Origin of the sequence: Desulfobacter postgatei 2ac9, assembly GCF_000233695.2 — a bacterium.
In the GTDB taxonomy this organism is placed as follows: Bacteria; Desulfobacterota; Desulfobacteria; order Desulfobacterales; family Desulfobacteraceae; genus Desulfobacter; species Desulfobacter postgatei.
Genome location: NZ_CM001488.1, coordinates 2,168,401 through 2,185,693, shown reverse-complemented (window position 1 = coordinate 2,185,693; position 17,293 = coordinate 2,168,401). Strand labels below are relative to the sequence as shown.

15 protein-coding genes are annotated in these 17,293 nt (G+C 48.3%); 7 read left to right on the top strand and 8 right to left on the bottom strand.

What is annotated here, in order from left to right; genetic code table 11:
- Window positions 1–443 precede the first annotated feature (443 nt).
- Entirely contained in the window at window positions 444–2,210 is a 1,767-nt protein-coding gene (locus DESPODRAFT_RS10025; RefSeq protein WP_004073308.1) for an aminopeptidase P family protein, read from the top strand.
- Between the two features lie 269 nt (window positions 2,211–2,479).
- Here DESPODRAFT_RS10025 and DESPODRAFT_RS10020 read toward each other — a convergent pair whose 3' ends face one another.
- Entirely contained in the window at window positions 2,480–3,292 is an 813-nt protein-coding gene (locus tag DESPODRAFT_RS10020; protein WP_004073307.1) for a PEP-CTERM sorting domain-containing protein, read from the bottom strand.
- A 493-nt stretch (window positions 3,293–3,785) separates the two neighbouring features.
- Here DESPODRAFT_RS10020 and DESPODRAFT_RS10015 point away from each other — a divergent pair, with 493 nt between their 5' ends.
- Window positions 3,786–6,140, top strand: coding sequence for a tetratricopeptide repeat protein (locus tag DESPODRAFT_RS10015; RefSeq protein WP_004073306.1), 2,355 nt, complete (start codon window positions 3,786–3,788; stop codon window positions 6,138–6,140).
- Window positions 6,141–6,198: 58 nt separating this feature from the next.
- Here the strand turns inward: DESPODRAFT_RS10015 and DESPODRAFT_RS10010 are convergent, their stop codons facing one another.
- From DESPODRAFT_RS10010 to rsxC, 7 genes are read right to left on the bottom strand one after another with little or no spacing between them, the layout of a single operon-like run.
- Window positions 6,199–6,738: an LOG family protein gene (locus DESPODRAFT_RS10010; protein WP_004073305.1), complete on the bottom strand. Its 540-nt coding sequence runs from the start codon at window positions 6,736–6,738 to the stop codon at window positions 6,199–6,201.
- 9 nt (window positions 6,739–6,747) lie between these two features.
- A complete protein-coding gene (locus tag DESPODRAFT_RS10005) occupies window positions 6,748–7,560 on the bottom strand; it encodes an RnfABCDGE type electron transport complex subunit B (protein ID WP_004073304.1) in 813 nt (270 codons plus the stop codon).
- Complete coding sequence (locus tag DESPODRAFT_RS10000; RefSeq protein ID WP_004073303.1) at window positions 7,557–8,360, bottom strand: electron transport complex protein RnfA; 804 nt, start codon at window positions 8,358–8,360, stop codon at window positions 7,557–7,559. Before DESPODRAFT_RS10000 ends, DESPODRAFT_RS10005 begins: the two co-directional genes overlap by 4 nt.
- Window positions 8,361–8,399: 39 nt before the next feature.
- Window positions 8,400–9,017, bottom strand: a complete 618-nt coding sequence (gene rsxE, locus DESPODRAFT_RS09995; RefSeq protein ID WP_004073302.1) for an electron transport complex subunit RsxE — start codon at window positions 9,015–9,017, stop codon at window positions 8,400–8,402.
- Window positions 9,017–9,709: an RnfABCDGE type electron transport complex subunit G gene (locus DESPODRAFT_RS09990; RefSeq protein ID WP_004073301.1), complete on the bottom strand. Its 693-nt coding sequence runs from the start codon at window positions 9,707–9,709 to the stop codon at window positions 9,017–9,019. Before DESPODRAFT_RS09990 ends, rsxE begins: the two co-directional genes overlap by 1 nt.
- A gap of 4 nt (window positions 9,710–9,713) precedes the next feature.
- Complete coding sequence (locus DESPODRAFT_RS09985; RefSeq protein WP_004073300.1) at window positions 9,714–10,730, bottom strand: RnfABCDGE type electron transport complex subunit D; 1,017 nt, start codon at window positions 10,728–10,730, stop codon at window positions 9,714–9,716.
- Window positions 10,731–10,768: 38 nt separating this feature from the next.
- On the bottom strand, window positions 10,769–12,136 hold the full coding sequence (gene rsxC / locus DESPODRAFT_RS09980) for an electron transport complex subunit RsxC (RefSeq protein WP_004073299.1): 1,368 nt from the start codon (window positions 12,134–12,136) through the stop codon (window positions 10,769–10,771).
- 274 nt (window positions 12,137–12,410) lie between these two features.
- Here rsxC and DESPODRAFT_RS09975 point away from each other — a divergent pair, with 274 nt between their 5' ends.
- From DESPODRAFT_RS09975 to DESPODRAFT_RS09955, 5 genes are all read left to right on the top strand, one after another.
- Entirely contained in the window at window positions 12,411–12,842 is a 432-nt protein-coding gene (locus DESPODRAFT_RS09975) for a flavodoxin domain-containing protein (RefSeq protein WP_004073298.1), read from the top strand.
- Window positions 12,843–12,987: 145 nt separating this feature from the next.
- Window positions 12,988–14,517 carry an SDR family oxidoreductase gene (locus tag DESPODRAFT_RS09970; RefSeq protein ID WP_004073297.1) on the top strand — a complete coding sequence of 510 codons (1,530 nt, stop codon included), beginning with the start codon at window positions 12,988–12,990 and terminating at the stop codon, window positions 14,515–14,517.
- 191 nt (window positions 14,518–14,708) lie between these two features.
- Entirely contained in the window at window positions 14,709–14,975 is a 267-nt protein-coding gene (locus DESPODRAFT_RS09965; protein WP_004073296.1) for a hypothetical protein, read from the top strand.
- 96 nt (window positions 14,976–15,071) lie between these two features.
- Window positions 15,072–16,331 (top strand): hypothetical protein, encoded by a 1,260-nt coding sequence (locus tag DESPODRAFT_RS09960; protein WP_004073295.1) that lies wholly within the window; start codon window positions 15,072–15,074, stop codon window positions 16,329–16,331.
- Window positions 16,332–16,499: 168 nt separating this feature from the next.
- Window positions 16,500–17,285, top strand: coding sequence for an RNA methyltransferase (locus DESPODRAFT_RS09955; protein ID WP_004073294.1), 786 nt, complete (start codon window positions 16,500–16,502; stop codon window positions 17,283–17,285).
- The last annotated feature ends 8 nt before the right edge of the window (window positions 17,286–17,293 follow it).

The following is a 17,293-nucleotide window of genomic DNA, read 5'->3' as shown; positions in this document are numbered from 1 at the left end:
ATTGATTTTGTAAAAAAAATCAAAAAAATCAGGGATTCCCCGATTGATTTGTCCTGCCTGCCGTTGATATTATATCTCACATATGTGCGACAGAGGATGAAAACACAAGAAAACGATAAATTTCATCTGAACCACCAAACCCTTAAAGATTGACCCGGGGAGGAAGGTGAATGATTGAAACAACTAAAAAGTTCCTTTTTGGAGGCAATCGGTTTTTTTTGGTTTATATTTTTTCACACGGCCGTATTCAGTTTTTACTTTCGCATTTTCCCTAGACAAAACGGGTAAAATGTATTATTAATAAAATTATGAAAATAGGTCGCGCATATAAGTACCGTATCTACCTCTGTAAATTTTTTTCAAGGCTGTGCAGCCTATCCTACGTTTAAGAGCAAAAACAGTATAGCTTTATATCAAAAAATGTATCGGAGCCAATAGGACAATTGAACACACAAGACAAACTTTTCGCCCTGCGCAGAAAAATGGATGAGGCTGGAGTGAGTGCCGTGATCATTCCAAATGCAGATCCCCATCAAAGCGAATACCTGGCCGGGCACTGGCAGACCCTGAAATGGCTGACCGGATTTTCCGGTTCTGCGGGTACGGCTGTGGTGACAAAAACAAAGGCCGGGATGTGGACGGATTTCCGCTACTGGATCCAGGCCGCAACCCAACTGAATGGTTTTGACCTGTTCAAGCAGGGGGAGACAGGTGTGCCTTTCTTTGACAGATGGCTGGCCGATACGTTATCCCCCAATGACCGCATTGCCCTGGATGGAAAAATTGTATCTGCAGCCCAGGCCGACAGTCTGAAAAAACAATTTTCACAAAAAGATATTGTCCTGGAGACGACCATGGATCTGATTTCCGATCTGTGGCAAGAGAGGCCGACAAGGCCAGGGACCCCGGCCTTTGAGCTGGATATCGTCTATGCCGGTGAAACCCGGAAAGAAAAATTTTCTCGTATACGCAAAAAAATGGCAGATTACAATGCGGACTGCCATGTTCTGGCCGCCTTAGATGATATTGCCTGGACCTTTAATCTGAGGGGTGAGGATATTCATACCAATCCGGTGAATCTGGCATTTGCCCTGATGACTATGGATAAAATCCGTCTGTTCATTGATCCCGCCAAGGTCAGTCCGGAACTTGAGACAGCTCTTAGGACGGATGGCGTTTCATTATTTGACTACGACGCTTTTTATGAGACAGTTCATACGCTGAATAAAAAATCCAAGGTACTGCTTGACCCAGAAAAAGTTTCGGATTTTATTTACCAGGCCGTAAAGATGCGCTCGGATATTATTGAGGCGCCAAACCCTTCGACAAAGTTTAAATGCCTGAAAAATAAGATTGAAATATCCCATATCCGTGATACTGCGGTCAAAGACGGCCGGGCCGTGGTCAATTTCCTGCACTGGCTTGACACAAGCGATACACCCAAAACTGAAATGTCAACCGCAGAACAGCTCTTACACTTTCGCAAAGAACAGGACGCCTTTGTTCACCCCTCCTTTGACGCCATTATGGCGTTTAGGGAACATTCAGCCATCTGCCATTACAGTGCTGATCCTGATACGAATCTGCCCTTAAGTCCTGATGCCATGTTTCTGACTGATTCCGGGGGCAATTACCTGACCGGCACCACGGATATTACACGCACCGTGCATTTAGGAAGGCCGACAAATCAGGAAATTCAAGATTACACCCTGGTACTTAAAGCCCATATTGCCGTTGCAACGGCACGCTTTCCCGCCACTGCCAGAGGATACCAGATAGATGCGATGGCCCGTCGGCACTTATGGCAGCAGGGACTTGACTTCGGCCACGGCACAGGCCACGGGGTGGGATTTTTCCTGTGTGTGCACGAAGGTCCGGCACGATTAAGCACCCTTCCCGTGGATATCGCGCTTGCCCCCGGCATGCTGTTGACCAACGAACCGGGACTTTACCGGGAAGGCCGGTACGGAATCCGGCTTGAAAATATGGTGCTGGTAGTCAAGGACAGGGAGACGCCGTTCGGCAGTTTTTTAAAGTTTGAGAACATGACCTTCTGCCATTTTGAACGCAGCCTTATGGATAAAACCATGCTGAGTTCGGCGGAAACAAACTGGGTCAATGGGTATCACCAGATGGTTTATGACCGGCTGGCTCCGGGACTAGAAGCGCCGGTCCGGCAGTGGCTCAAGGAGAAAACGAAAAGCCTTTAAAAAGCCCAGAGCATTCATCGCGAATACTCTGGGCTTCTTGTTTTTTTGCAAACTATTTAATGATATCATCTTCGGACCGACAGTCAAGTTTTTATCCCAACACTTTATTTTACCATGAAGGACATGAAGAGCATGAAGAATATACTGGAAAATCAATCTTCATCTCCTTCATGCGCTTCATGGTTTTAAATAGAAAGAAAACAGGCTGCATGAAACACATACAGCCTGTCTTAGATTTTTATAAATTTAGGCTTGAAGCTCTAACCCATTTAACTGAATCGTTTTCTTCCAAAAGCACTGGCGCCCAGAAGGCCAAGGCCAAAGAGAACCAAGGTTTCGGGTTCAGGAGCATGGCTGGCGCCCGTCGATTCGCTGGTATATACCATCAGACTGATACCGCGATTGTAAAAGTGACAGTCCGGATCAAAACCAAGCTCAAATACACCGTCCCTGGCCCATTCAAACAAATCCTTAACCCCAGAGGATGAAACAGTAGTTGTCGTCGATGCCGCCTTATCTACGATGGTTACCGTACCGCTCGTATCGTTTACACCAGGTGTAAAAGTAACATCAATGTCATTTCTTTTGGTTTTTTGGGTTACGACATTCTCGATTACGTTCAGCTGGCTTACAGCTCCATTATTGAGATCATTTGTAAAATAATTAACATAACCGCTCCGGTTATCATGGTAGTAATCAACATCACCATTTCGGATAAACCTGTCTTCTTCATACGAACCTAGTCCATCCCAATCCTTAATCTTTCCGCCCTCTTCCCCTGCAGAAACCAGAACAGATAAATATATTTTATTATTATAATCGTTACTATTATCATAGATATCGTCAAAAGTCAGGACCATGCTTGTTATAACCTGATCCGGTTTGTAGCTCACCGCATTAGTGCTATCAACCGCACCAGTCATATTAATTTCCCAAGAATAAGCTGCGGAATGATCAAGATCGTCTAGATCATTATCCCAAGGCGTAAAGTTATATACATAGTCAGCTCCAAAACAAACGCCAGTCAAAACAAATACCAATGCTCCGTATAATAACAGCAGTGTAAGCAATTTTTTCATCATTCATTTCTCCAAATCGAATAAAAGCCTTTATGACCATTTTTTTTATCTATATTGATCGTAATTAAAAGCAATTTACATACCACAAATAATATTATTGTTTTTCAAAAAGCAAACGTGCCTATTTTATAGGGATTACACCATGAATCAAATATTTTTTTTAACCTTCCCCTAATTTTTACATCAAGCGCATAGGAAAAGAAAACATATATTGTGAAAAAAAAGTCTATGGTTTTGTGGAATTAATTACACAAAACCATAGAAAAAGTTCATTCTTACCAAGGCCCGGCAACAACAGGTAAAAAAAGAGCCATACATAACAGCATAGAAGTGTCAAAGAATAGCGTTTGCCTGGATATTGTATATATGGTAGAAATTTAATCTTTAATGTAGCGACCATGTTTGATTTTTATTATGCTGGGCATCTTAAATTTTTATCCAAAACGAATATTATACTACCTTATCCCGGCAAAGAACCACATATACAGGTATTTCCATGAAAACATCTTTGACCAATTACATTTCCCCATTTTTCTTTGGCCTTTGTTTTTTATTTTTTCTCTTTTCCTGCTCATCTCCCCAGGATGAGGCAGAAAGACACTATGAAGCTGCGAAGAATTACTTTGCCGCCCAGGAGTATGAAAAGGCAAAGATAGAATTTCAGAATGTGATTCAACTGGAACCGGAAAATGACAAGGCCCAGTGTGACCTGGGGGAAACCTATGTTCATCTCCAGGACCCGGTAAAGGCAGCCGCAGCCTTTCACCAGGCCGTTCTCCTGAACCCGGAGAATCTCCAGGCCAAGCTGCGGCTTGGTCAGATCCTGCTTCTGGCCAAGGAAACCAAAGAGGCCAGGAAAACCGCCGGTGAAATCCTGGAAAAACATCCTGAAAACATAGAGGCTATGCATTTGTTGGCCACCATCCAGATCCAGGAACGAAACATGGATCTGGCGTTAAAGACCTTGGAGAAGGCCATTGACATTGATGGGTCCAATCCCAAGACCCATCTTTTCCTGGCCCACCTTCTGTTCATTTCCAACCGTCTGGAAGAGGCTGAGCCCCACTATCTTAAAGCCATTGAACTGGATGAAACCCAGCGCAAACCCTATATGAAGCTGGCCGCCCTTTACCGGAAAAAAGGGGAGATTGAAAAAATCGAACCATTGATCAGCAGGTGGGTCAAGGTCCCGGGAGACCAGATGCAGAAAAGTGCGGATCTGGCCCGTTATCTGGAAAGTGAAGGCAAAATAGAAGAAGCGGAAAAAAAATTGATGGAAGCCACTCTGAATAATTCTGAAAATCTTGCGGCCCTGTCAAACCTGGGCAATTTTTATGCCCGGCAGAAAGAAAACACCAAGGCCCTGGAAATATTTAACAGGGCCCTTGCTCTGGATCCGGAAAATCTGGACATCATGTCCCAAACTGCCCTGCTTTCTTTTCTGGAAAAAGAGTATGAAAAAGCAGAATCCATTGTTGACGGTATCCTGGCAAAAAACAAGGATCATGTGCAGGCCAACTTCATTAAGGGCCGACTGCACTTTAACCGCAAGGAATTTTCCCAGGCCTTCAAATGTTTTGAGGCTGTAATAAAAAACAGCCCGAGGCATGCCATGGCAAGATATTTTAGGGCACGCTGCCTTCTGGACAAGGGAAAATCCGACCTGCCGGGTCAGGATCTATTCCGGGTGGCGGCCGGGCATAAAACCAGCGAATCATGGGAACGCAAACTGGCAACCGACGAGTTAAACGAAGTCCTGGAAATCGACCCGAACCACACAGCAGCAAGGCTTGTGCTGATTGACATCCTACTTGAGAACAAGGAAACATTGGAGGCCAAACGCCATATTATTTATATCCTTAAACGGGAACCCAAAAACATACAGGCCCTTGTTTTTGCAGGAAAACTTAAAATCCTGGAACAAGACCTTGACGGTGCTGAAAAAATCTATCAATTTGTTCTTGAACTGCAGCCCGACTTTGCCGCAGGTTACGTATCCCTTGGGCTGGCCCTGAACGAGATGGAAAAAACAGACCAGGCCCTTAAGGCCTTTGACCGGGCACTGGAAATAAACCCGGACCAGATGGACGCCCTGTACTACAAGGTCAGTGTCCACATGCAGAAAAAACAAGAGGACAAGGCCCTGGCGGCCTGCGACAATCATCGCAAAAACGTATCTCATGACAGCCCCACCCTTGCCATCATAGACCTGATCCAGGGCAGGATATACATGACCACCGGAAAAATCGACATGGCTGAAGACCGGTTTCACCAGGCTGTTAAAAGAAAGCCGGATCTTTCCGCGCCCTGGGAGCAGCTTGCCGTCATCCGTGAGTTGAAAAAAGATACGGACGGCGCAATACAATACTATGAAACACTTTTGGAATTGAATAAGGAATACCTGCCCACCTACCTTAATTTAAGCCGGATTTACAAAGCCCGCGGTGATCTTAAAAAAGCCAAAGCATATCTGGAACAGGCGCTTGCGATCAAAGACGACTATGCACCGGCTGCCAACAACCTGGCCTTTATCCTGGCTGAAACCAACTCCTCCATGTATGAGGCACTACGGCTGGCAAAGATAGCCCGGGACAAGGAACCCAACAACCCTGATTTTCTGGACACCCTGGGTTGGATCTATTATCTCCAGGGAAGCTATGACCTGGCCCTTCCGCTCCTGGAGGAGAGTGTAGAAATTAATCCCCAAAGCCCTATCGCCAATTACCATCTGGGCTGGGCCTATTATGACAAACATCAGTTTGAAAAAGCCAGGGCCTATCTGAAAAAGGCCTTGGAACTGAATCCGGATTTTAAGGGTGCAGAAAAGGCCAGGGATATTTTAGGAGAATAGTCATGATATTCTCTCTAACTTCGTGTTCTTCGTGAACTTCGTGGTTTTTCAATTTACCTTAACTTTTCATGAACAGATCCAGCAACCCCCTGGGGTCATCGTTGATAATAAGTTTTGCCGCTGTCTCTTTTCTGATGAACCCCTGGTTGACGCCATGCTGCATAAACGCACTCAGATGGTCATAATACCCGGCCACGTTGAGTAACGCACATGGTTTTTTGTGAATTCCGAGGTGGGACCAGGTCAGTATTTCGAAAAGTTCATCCATGGTGCCGATACCGCCGGGAAGTGCAATAAACCCGTCCGACAGATCAACCATCATGGATTTTCTTTCATGCATGGAATCTACAACCACAAGTTCTGTTAAGCCGGCATGGCTGATCTCCCTGTTTACCAGGGGTTCAGGTATGATCCCCGTGACCCGGCCACCACCTTGGAGAACAGTGTCAGCCAGCTTGCCCATGAGTCCGACACTGGCGCCGCCGTAAACAAGGTCAAGACTTTTTTCCAGCATGGCATGCCCGAGGGTTGCTGCGGCCCGTGAGTATTCAGGGCGGGCCCCGTCACTTGAGCCGCAGTAGACACATATTTTTTTCATTTCTTAATTCTAACGGGATCCCATAAACTGGATGCATCCGGTGGGGCACTTTTCAATGGCCTTCATTACTTCTTCATATTTTAGGGGTGAATAGCCATCATAATTGCATTTAGACAGGTTGTCCGAAATAGTGAAGAGGTCAGACTCCTTTGCACAGGCTTTGCACCCTATACATGCATTGTTGCACACGGCTTTGGCATCCTTTGCCTTGTCTTTATTGGAGCAGGCAACCACAGGTATTGCCTTTTGCCTGAATCCTTCAATGGAGATAATACCCCTGGGGCAGGCCTTGGTGCAGGCACCGCAACCAATACATTTTTCATAGTCCACCCGGGCAAGTCCGTCTAGAATATGGATGGCGTCGTAATTGCAGACCTCAACACAGTCACCATACCCAAGACATCCAAAGGTGCAGCCCTGAACGCCTGCCACCTGCTGGGCAGATGCGCACCGCTTTTCACCCATGTATCGGGTACGCCCTAAACGACTGGACAACGGCGCGTTGCAATGAACGATGGCATGCAAAGGCACCATATCGCCGACTTCAACACCCATGAGATCGGCAATCGCTTTGGCGCAGGCCTCCCCGCCGACCGTGCATTTATTCACAGGATCATTGTCCGCGACAATAGCCAGGGCATAGTCGGAACAGCCTAAGTATCCGCATCCCCCGCAGTTGGCTCCGGGAAGCGCCTGTGTCACCTCTTCAATTTTAGGATCCACGACAACTTTAAATTTTTTATTGGCCCATCCCAGGATATAGGAAAAAATAATAGCCATGACCAGCATACTTGCGCCGGCGATACCCAGTGAAACCATCATGGCACAATCTCCTGGCCGTTATGGCCCTTACAGGTTATATCAGCTAAATATTGAGTCAAGTTGTTGCGGCTTGCTTCAGAACTTTGTTCCTGGACGGCAGGCACAGGTTTCAGCACGTTCTTGATACCTGAATCCACCCCGGTGAATCCCATGAAGGCAATGGCCAGAATCCCACCGATGACCAGGGTAATGGCCGCCCCTTTAAAGGGCCTGGGGATATCGCAAAGTTCCAGTTCCTCCCGGATACCCGCCATAATTACGATGGCAATGGTGAATCCCAATCCGCCAAAAAGTGCCAGGGTCATGGCTTTGCCCAAGTCCCACACCTCTTTGGGATTATCAACGCCCGCCACATGGCTCATGATGGTCAGGCAGGCAAAGAGGATGGCGCAATTGGTGGTTATCAACGGCAGAAACACCCCGAAAGACCGGTAAAGGGGTGGGAAAAATTTTCTAACATACATCTCTACAAATTGAACCGAAGAAGCAATGGCAAAAATATAGACAATGTAACTGAGCACTGTCAGATCAATTTGCGCGGCCGCTTCAGGCGTTGTAAAGAACCCGGCAATAAAGGTTGATACGGGTGCGCCGGGAATAAGCACGAAAACAGTGATGCCCCAGGAAAGAAACGCGGCAATACTCATGACAAAGGTCACGGCGCATCCCATGCCAAAGGCCATATCCACTTTTCTGGACACGCCCACAAACGGGCAGATACCCACAAAGTAATAAAATATAAAGTTGTTAATTATCGATGCTGACAGGGCAATCAGCAGGATATCCACAAAATAGTCCATTAGACTCGCCTCAATTATTTAATAAATTTTCATCTAAGTTTATTTACGAGCTTCTTCTCGCTTAAAATCGATATAATTCACCAGCCCCAGCAGCAGACCCAGTGTAATAAATGCACCGGGGGGAAGTACCATGATGACCCAGTCCGGCCAAAAAGCCGGCAGGACCCTGAATCCCATGAGCATGCCGGTGCCTAAAATCTCACGGATAGCGGCAATACTGGCCAGCGCCAGGCCGAACCCGATGGACTGACCCAGGGCATCAGCCGCTGCAATAACCACATTCTGCTTGGATGCACACACCTCACACCGGCAAATGATCAGACAGTTAACAATAATCAAAGGGATATAGGGGCCAAGGGTTTTACTCATCTGGAACATGTATGCGGCCAGAACCCTGTCCGCCACCGTTACAAAGGTGGCAATGGTGAGGGTGAAGACCACGATCCGCAGATGGGGTTTCAACAGGTTTCGGATCAGGCTGATCACAACATTGGCACACACCAGAACAAAGGCCACACAAACACCCATGGTTAATGCGGGCTTCATGCCGTTGGTAACAGCCAGGGTGGCACACAGCCCAAGAAGCTGCCGGTAGACCGGATTCTCGGGCAGAATCCCCTGTACAAATCTCTCCATAGCTGTAGGTTGATCAGCCATCAGGAACGCTCCTTATTTTTACCGGGTTCCTCATTTTGAATCGCCGGACTTTTGTTATCATCAGGGCCGTCAGTGACCTGAAGCTGAGATGTCACATTGGCAATCGTCGTATTTACGATACCGGTCACACTCCTTGAAGAGATGGTGGCACCGGAAATTGCGTCGATCTGGTCTTCTTTGCCTCCGCCCCCCTTAACAACGGCAAGGGTATTTTCCGTGGATTTTTCTTTGAACTGACCCCGCCAGGCATCTTCCATAATCTTGGCGCCCAGACCGGGTGTCTCTTTCTGATCCAGAACAAAAAGCCCTGTAATGCTTTTGCCCTGGGCATCAAGACCCAGCAGCAATTCAATTTTATCCGCATAGCCCTGGCCGTCTGCTTTGACCACATGCCCCACCATTTTTCCGTCAGGCAGCCATACATCATACACTGTGTAGAATTTGGTGGTGCCGTTTTGCTTTATTTCAATCACCCGTGATTTGATGGTGAGCGTCTGGTTTTCGGCGGCAAGTTCGGCAGCCAGATCCTCTCCAAGCACCAGCACCGGTATTTTTGCCATGGTCTCTTTAATCTTGTTCGCCTCAATTACGGGCCCGAGCTTTGCCTGGATACCGGCAAGGGCGGTACCGAACAAGGTGGCAAGGAGAAGTACCAGCCAGGCCTGGGCCAGGTTACTTTTTTTCAATGACATGATATCAGGCCTCCCTTTGTCCCATGGGCTGGGGAATAGTCCAGCGGTTGATCAGCGGAGTCATGGCATTCATTATCAGTACGGCAAACATCACACCTTCGGGATAACCGGAAAACAGGCGAATCAGCATGATCAGGCACCCGGTAGCCACACCGAATATCACTTTCCCTTTAGGGGTTAAAGGAGAGGTCACGGGGTCCGTGGCAATGAAAAAGGCACCGAACATCAGTGCGCCTGCACACAGATGGTGCAGCAGGAACAGACCTTGATATCCCCCAGCCATGTCCGTAATCCCGGCGATCAGGGCAACGGTCACCAGAATGCTTGCAGGGATCTGCCAGGAAGCGGTTTTTCTGTAAATCAGATACAGCCCACCTAAAATGCAGGCAATGGCACTTACCTCACCGACAGACCCGTTGGTAACGCCCATAAACAATGGCACGATACCGGTTTGAACGCCATTGAACTTCAACGCACTCAAAGGGGTGGCCCCAGACACGGCATCCACCAGTCCTGTCACATTTTCATAGGCACCGGCGCCCATGAGCTGGGCAAAGGCAATCATGACAAACGCCCGTCCCACCATGGCAGGGTTGAATATGTTCATCCCGATCCCGCCGAATACGATTTTGCCGATCCCAATGCCGACTACGGAGGCCAAAGCCCCCACAAACCAGGGGGCTGCCCCCGGCATGGAAAGACCTAAAATGACGCCGGTAACCATGGCGGAGCAATCTTTTAACGTAAAATATTTCCCCCGCATGCGCACGAAGATATATTCCGCAGCAAGGCAGGCCACCACACAGACAAGAATCTGTTTAAGGGCATAGAACCGGAATAAATAAAGAGCGACGGCAATGGCCGGAGAGAGCCCAAGGATCACATCAATCATCATCCTGCGGGTGCCGGCCCTGCTGTCTGATATATGCGGAGACGGAGCCACGCTTATAAAGGGCGGCTTTCGGCCGGGCCTGTCTTCAAACGACAGGGCTGAATTTATCTGTCTATTTGTGTTTGACACGTTTTGTTCCTTGTATCAATTAATCTTTATTGTTTATATCAGCGACGTTCCCAGGCGTTCAGCTGGACCTTACCCTCACGAATCAACTGAACCAGGTTCAGCTTTGCCGGGCATACATAGGAACAGCTCCCGCATTCAACACAGGCACGAATATGGTATTGGGCAGCAAGCTCAGGAGCCTTATACCTGGCCGCCAACGCCAGCTTTGTGGGCACAAGGTTCATGGGACAGGCGTCCACACATCGCCCGCAGCGCACGCAATTTGTCTCATCCGTCTTGCGGACCTCGTCATGGGTAAGAATCGTCAGCCCGGACGTGCCTTTGGTTACGGGGGCAGACAGATCAGAGAATGCAAACCCCATCATGGGGCCGCCGGAAATAATCCGGGCCGCATCAGGCGTCAGGCCGCCGCAGAAGTCAACCACCTCGGCCAAAGAGACCCCGATGGGCACAAAAATATTTTTCGGATTGCAGATGCCACGGCCGGAAACAGTGATCACCCTGTGGGTAAGCGGCACGTCCTTGATAAGGCTGCGGGCCACGGTGGCCATGGTTTGCACGTTACTTACGGCAACGCCTGCGTCAGCCGGCAAACCGCCTAACGGAATATCAAGACCGACCACGGCCTTCACAAGCTGCTTTTCACTGCCCTGGGGATATTTTGTTTTCAGTACGACAACCTGCACCACTGTCTTCTGTGCCGCATGCTGAAGACGTCTTATGGCCTCGGGCTTATTGTCCTCCACACAGATGACAACCTCCCTGGCCGAGACAGCCCTTCCCGTCAGAAGCGAGCCGGTGACGATCACCTCAGGCGCCTCAACCATAAGTCTGTAATCACAGGTCAGATATGGCTCGCACTCACACCCGTTCACCACCATGGTATCAATCACCCGGGTATCATTGGGCATCACCTTGACATGGGTGGGGAACGCTGCCCCGCCTAACCCCACGATACCGGATTCCTGAATCTTTTTCACAATATCCATGGGGGCATAATCGGAAAAGCCCTCCTTTGGCCATTGTGTAAACTTCACCTCTTCCCAGATTCTTTCCGGGGGGATTTGCTCCCCCTCCGCCTGAATGGTGATGGCGTCAACACGCCTGCCGTTGGGCAGGGTCACTGTTACATTTTTTTTAACTTTTCCGGCAATGGGCGAATGGAGTGAGGCGGAAACAAAGGCCTCTCCTTTAGCAACCATCTGCCCGTAACTGACCGTTTCACCGGATTTAACAACCTGCTTGCTGGGCACCCCAAGATGCTGCAGCAAAGGCAGGGTCACCGTCCGGGGTGTTTCCATCACTTCGACAGGCCTGTTGGCGGACAACGCTTTATTATCCGGAGGGTGAATCCCATGGGGGAAACTGCCGGTTCCCGGAAACCCCTTTAATTTTAATAAGCCCATAAATTCCTGTACACCTTGTTTCTAATCCACATAGACGATATCTAAAAAAAGTCCATACAAAAAAATTATAGATTTCCAGACTTTTTAATTTTTATCAAGCCAAAAATTAAAAACCCGGCTAATTTTTCTTGGCCCCGTCATGATTTTATATTACTTTGTTATGAGTTTTGATTATACATTCCATATAATAATCAATCCAGGTCGTTAAGTTAAACAAAAAATTGAACAATTAAAATCTTATAAATTCAAATTCTAAAAAAATAAGGATAAAAAAATGGGAAGTATACTGATTGTTTATACATCCAGAGTTAATGAAACAAAGGGAATAGCTGAATTAATTGCAGAGGGTGTTCGTCAGGCAGGCCACCAGGTGCAGGTTAAAACTGCTCAACAAATAGAAACTGAAAAAGATTTAATAGGGTTTGATGCCTATGTCTTCGGTTCCCCCACCTATCACGGGGAAATGCTGCCCTCCATGAAACAGGTTTTATTCATGGCTGAGCGTGCACAGCTCAAGGACAAACCCGGGGGGGCCTTTGGTGCGTATGGATGGAGCGGAGAGGCCAATAAAAAAATATTTGATACAATGAACTATATTTTTAAGATGAAAATGGCTTCCGGCCCTTTGATGATCAAGGCGTCCTGGGTTGAGGACGGTGTTGAAACAGCACAAGCCTACGGAAAAGAGATTGCAGACATGATATAGTGCTTGGACGCAAATTCACTCATCTGCAGATATATAAGACCAGCATGCAATTGCGTGCTGCTCCACTATTGAAATGGAAAGCCTTTTATAGGGATGCAGAGAAATAACTACACCAAAATTTTAAAGCAAACAAAAAAGGTGCCATATGCCGTATCCTCAACGATCCATATTGTTCTGCGAAGATTTACCCACCCGTCCGGTGGCTGGAAAGGGACTCATTCTCGTTACCGGAGCCGGCGGTTATATCGGCGGGCGGCTTGTACCCGAGTTAATTGCCCGGGGGTACAGGGTACGTGTACTCGTCAGATCCCATGGCGAGTCTTATGGGCTGCGCTGGCCTGGGGCGGAAATTGTGGAAGGCGATGCGTTGAGTATCGAGGACTTAAAGCGGGCCATGGACCAGGTGAATACCGCTTATTATTTGATGCATTCATTGCTTCTGGGGCCCAAAAAATTTGAAAATCTCGAATTGACTGTAGCAAAAAATTTCAGACTGGCTGCCGGGGAAAAAGGGGTTGAACGCATCATTTACCTGGGCGGATTGGGGGATAAAAACGATTTTTTATCCGCACACCTGAAGAGTCGTCTTGAAGTTGCGCGAGAGTTAATGAAGGGACCGGTGCCGGTGACGGTCATCCGGGCGGCCGTGATTATCGGCTCGGGAAGCGCCTCCTTTGAAATCATCAAAAATCTGGTGGATCGCATACCGGTGATCTGTTTGCCGGTTTACGCCAAAACCCTGTGCCAGCCCATCGGCATCCGTGATGTAATCAAATATCTGGTGGGGTGCCTGGAACATGAAAATACCCGTGGTCGGGAATTCGATATCGGAGGAAATGAAATCCTTTCCTATGAAAATATGATGAAGGTGGTGGCCGATATTCTTGGCAAACGGCGCTGGTTTACCCGACTCCCATTGCCTTTGAATACCTTTTCATTCCTGGCCAGTTTTATCACGCCGGTGCCGGCCGCAATCACCCGTTCACTATTGGAAGGTCTTGGTAATGAAGTGGTGTGCAGAAATGAGGAGATCCAGGCTCTAATTCCCTTCGAGACCGTTCCCTTTCGTGAAGCAGTCAAACGCGCCATGAAAATCGAAGAAGAGGACACCATGCAAAGCCGATGGTCCTGTGCCTATCCGCCCAATTGGAATCTGGTTCCAAGGCTGCATGAATTGCCCCGGGTGCCCCATTATATCAGCCGGTACTGGATAGACTCACCCAAACTAGACAAATCCCTGTTCTATGCTTTTTGCCGGATCGGGGGCAAAGAAGGGTGGTTTCATAACAACTGGATGTGGTATCTGCGGGGTGAAATCGACCGCCTGTTTCTCGGTGTGGGTATGTCCCGGGGGCGGCGGAGCCAGTCCGAGTTATGGGAAAATGACGTGATCGATTTTTTTCGTGTGGAGAAAATCGAGCCCTACCGCCGGCTTCTATTAAGGGCCGAGATGAAACTGCCGGGCCTGGCCTGGCTGGAATTTACCGTCAAAGCTGAAAACCCTCACCTGAACCGCCTCATTGTAACCGCATACTTTGAACCTCACGGTATCTGGGGTGATATATACTGGTATTTTTTCCTTCCTTTTCATTACCTGATTTTTACCCGCCTGATCCAGGCCATAGAAAGACAGGGCCGCAGCAGGGACCGCGAACATTTAATGCCGCGCACGTAAGTGTGATGGCATTGGAACTGAGAATTAGGCACTTTTCAAGGTTGCTTTCATTTAAAATTTATAAAAAAACACACTCAATCCGACAGGATTGTACATTTTAGATTTTACACAAAAAGGGTTATTCTGCTAAAATAAATTTTATAAACAGGGCCTTTTTGACCCTCTAATTTTAAAAATCTGGAGGTATTGACATGAAATCCATCCAGGCGGAATATGATGAGGCCTCAAAGGCGATCACCATCAAAAAAGACTCGAAAATTGAAGACTGGGTTTCGGTATGCCGGCGGTTTAACGATGATGTTTCCAGGATCTGTGATGTTACAGATATAGAAGATTATACCGGACTGTTTGAATGTTTTGATGACCAAAACAACAAATACTGCTATCTGGTCAAAGAAGATAAGGCACTGCGCAGGATGAAACGCCGGCACTTTTACGACAACCTGGGACTTGATTAATGCTGCTCTAAACTCGAATTATTGTTGCATTTGTTTTGACTCTCCCCGGTAAGCGCTAATGGTATTACGGCCTTAAAGACAGGTTGAAACAATAAAATGCAAATGTATATCGGGTGGATTATCGTTGGGACGCTTGTTCTGTATCTTATAAGTATTCCCGTGCCCTCTATTCTGGCTCTACCGACACTGCTCGGCTGGCTTGTGCCGATTGTCATGTGGCCTACCCTGGGCAAGGGTCCACGCAACCAGGCATTGCTGCTCCTCGTAACCGGCTGCATCCTCGTTGCCTTTGCGGCTTTCCGGGGCGTGTTTCTTGGCTGGCAGAAAATTCTTGCCACCAACCTGCCGCTGCTGGCGATGTTTGTTTCCGTCTCTTTCCTTGCCTTGACAAATACCGGCATCGAAGGCCAGACGCTGCCCCAGGGAAAGCGGTCTGTTGCCGTTACAGCATTCGGCACCCACCTGCTCGGATCGATTATCAATCTGTCAGTGCTGTTTGTTTTCGGTGATCGTCTTCGTAAAAACGGCATCTTGACCAAAACTCAGACGATCGTTCTTGCCCGCTCGTTCTGTTCGGCGGCATGGTGGTCTCCCTTCTTTGTCGCTACGGGCGTTGCCCTCACGTACGCCCCCGGCATGTCATGGCGGCAAACCTTGATCCCCGGTGCGATGATGAGTCTTCTTGCCATTGGCTATTCAATTGTTGAAGTATGTTTTTTCAGAAAAGAACTCTTTTCCGGATATCCATTCAAAACAGCAACCATGATAGTGCCGACGTTTCTTGCTGCAGTTGTTCTCAGTGTTCATTATATTCAACCCGATATCAGCATTCTTACCATTATCTGTCTGATTTCACCTTTCGGGGCCCTTATTTTCATGAAATTCCGTCCGAGGATAACTGCGCTGCATGACTTTATTAAAACTAGCCTGCTATCGGTCGGCAGCCAGTTTACCCTGTTTCTTGCTGCAGGTGTTTTTTCGGCAGGTATAAAATCGACGACCCTTGTGTATCCTGAATTCTTCAGCCTTCAGGGATCAACCTTGACTCCGGGGCTGCTGTCGATGATATTGGCTGTGATGATCATCATCGGAATCGCCGGCGTTCATCCGGTTGTCAGCATTTCCATCGCCAGTCCCCTGCTTCTTCCGCTCAACCCGAATCCTTCTCAACTGGGCTTTCTGTTTCTCAGTTGCTGGGCCATAGCAACGGCCAGCAGTCCATTGTCCGGTGTCGGATTGGCGTTGGTCAGCCGGTACCAGGTGTCACCGAAACTGATCATCCAGAGCAATTGGCTCTACGCCGTCGTGATGTGGGCAACTGCCTCCACGGTATGCCACCTCTTTTTTCTTCACTGATCCGTATGTGAAGCTGAGGGTGTAGCAGTTTTATCTGTTGACAACCGATTATGCGGCATGATTATCTTCATCGCGCAGAGTGCGCAGCAACGCTTGCGGCAAGCCCGCTGCGGTGATACTGCGCTGATCACCGGAAAGATTTTGAGTCGGACGTAAAAGGGGAATAGGATGTGTCAAAAGATTCGCATGGAAAATGTCGCCATTGTGCTTCATGATACCCGGATTCCGGAAAATATTGGTGCCGCGGCCCGGGCTGCGGCAAACATGGGGGTGGGGCAGTTGATTGTGTCTGCGCCCAGGCACCTTGACATGGAACGTGTTCTGAAAGTGGCGACCCACTCCGCTTCCGGACTGGTAAAGGCCATGAAGGTCTGCAGCACGCTTCCTGAGGCCCTTGGGGGGTTCAACTGGATTGTCGGAACCACCGCAAGGCTTGGTGGCACACGCCGGGTGAATTCTTCTCCCGCCGATCTTGCCGCAAAACTGATCCCCATGTCTTCAGAAAACCGGGTAGCCGTTCTTTTCGGCCCCGAGGACCGGGGTTTGACCAATGAAGATTTGCAGCTATGCCACGAGCTTGTGAATATTCCCACAGCCGGATTTTCTTCCCTGAACCTGGCCCAGGCCGTCATGGTCATGTGTTATGAACTGTTCCAGGCCCGCACCCGGGCACCGGAATGTCATATCCCCCGGCTGGCCTGTCGGCATGAGCTGGAGAACATGTATGAAGAACTAAAAGAGACCTTTGCCCGAATCCATTACATCAATCATGAAAATCCGGAACACCGGCTTGACAAGGCCCGCAATTTTTTAAGCCGCTACCAGCTCAGAGCTCGGGAAGTCAGTATAATCCGGGGGCTGTGCCGTCAGGTGGTGCGGTATGGCAGCCAGTGCTACAAGGATGGCGCAGCTGCAGGTGCTGCAGGTAGCCCAAAAAACCAGGAGACCGGATAAAAAAGGCG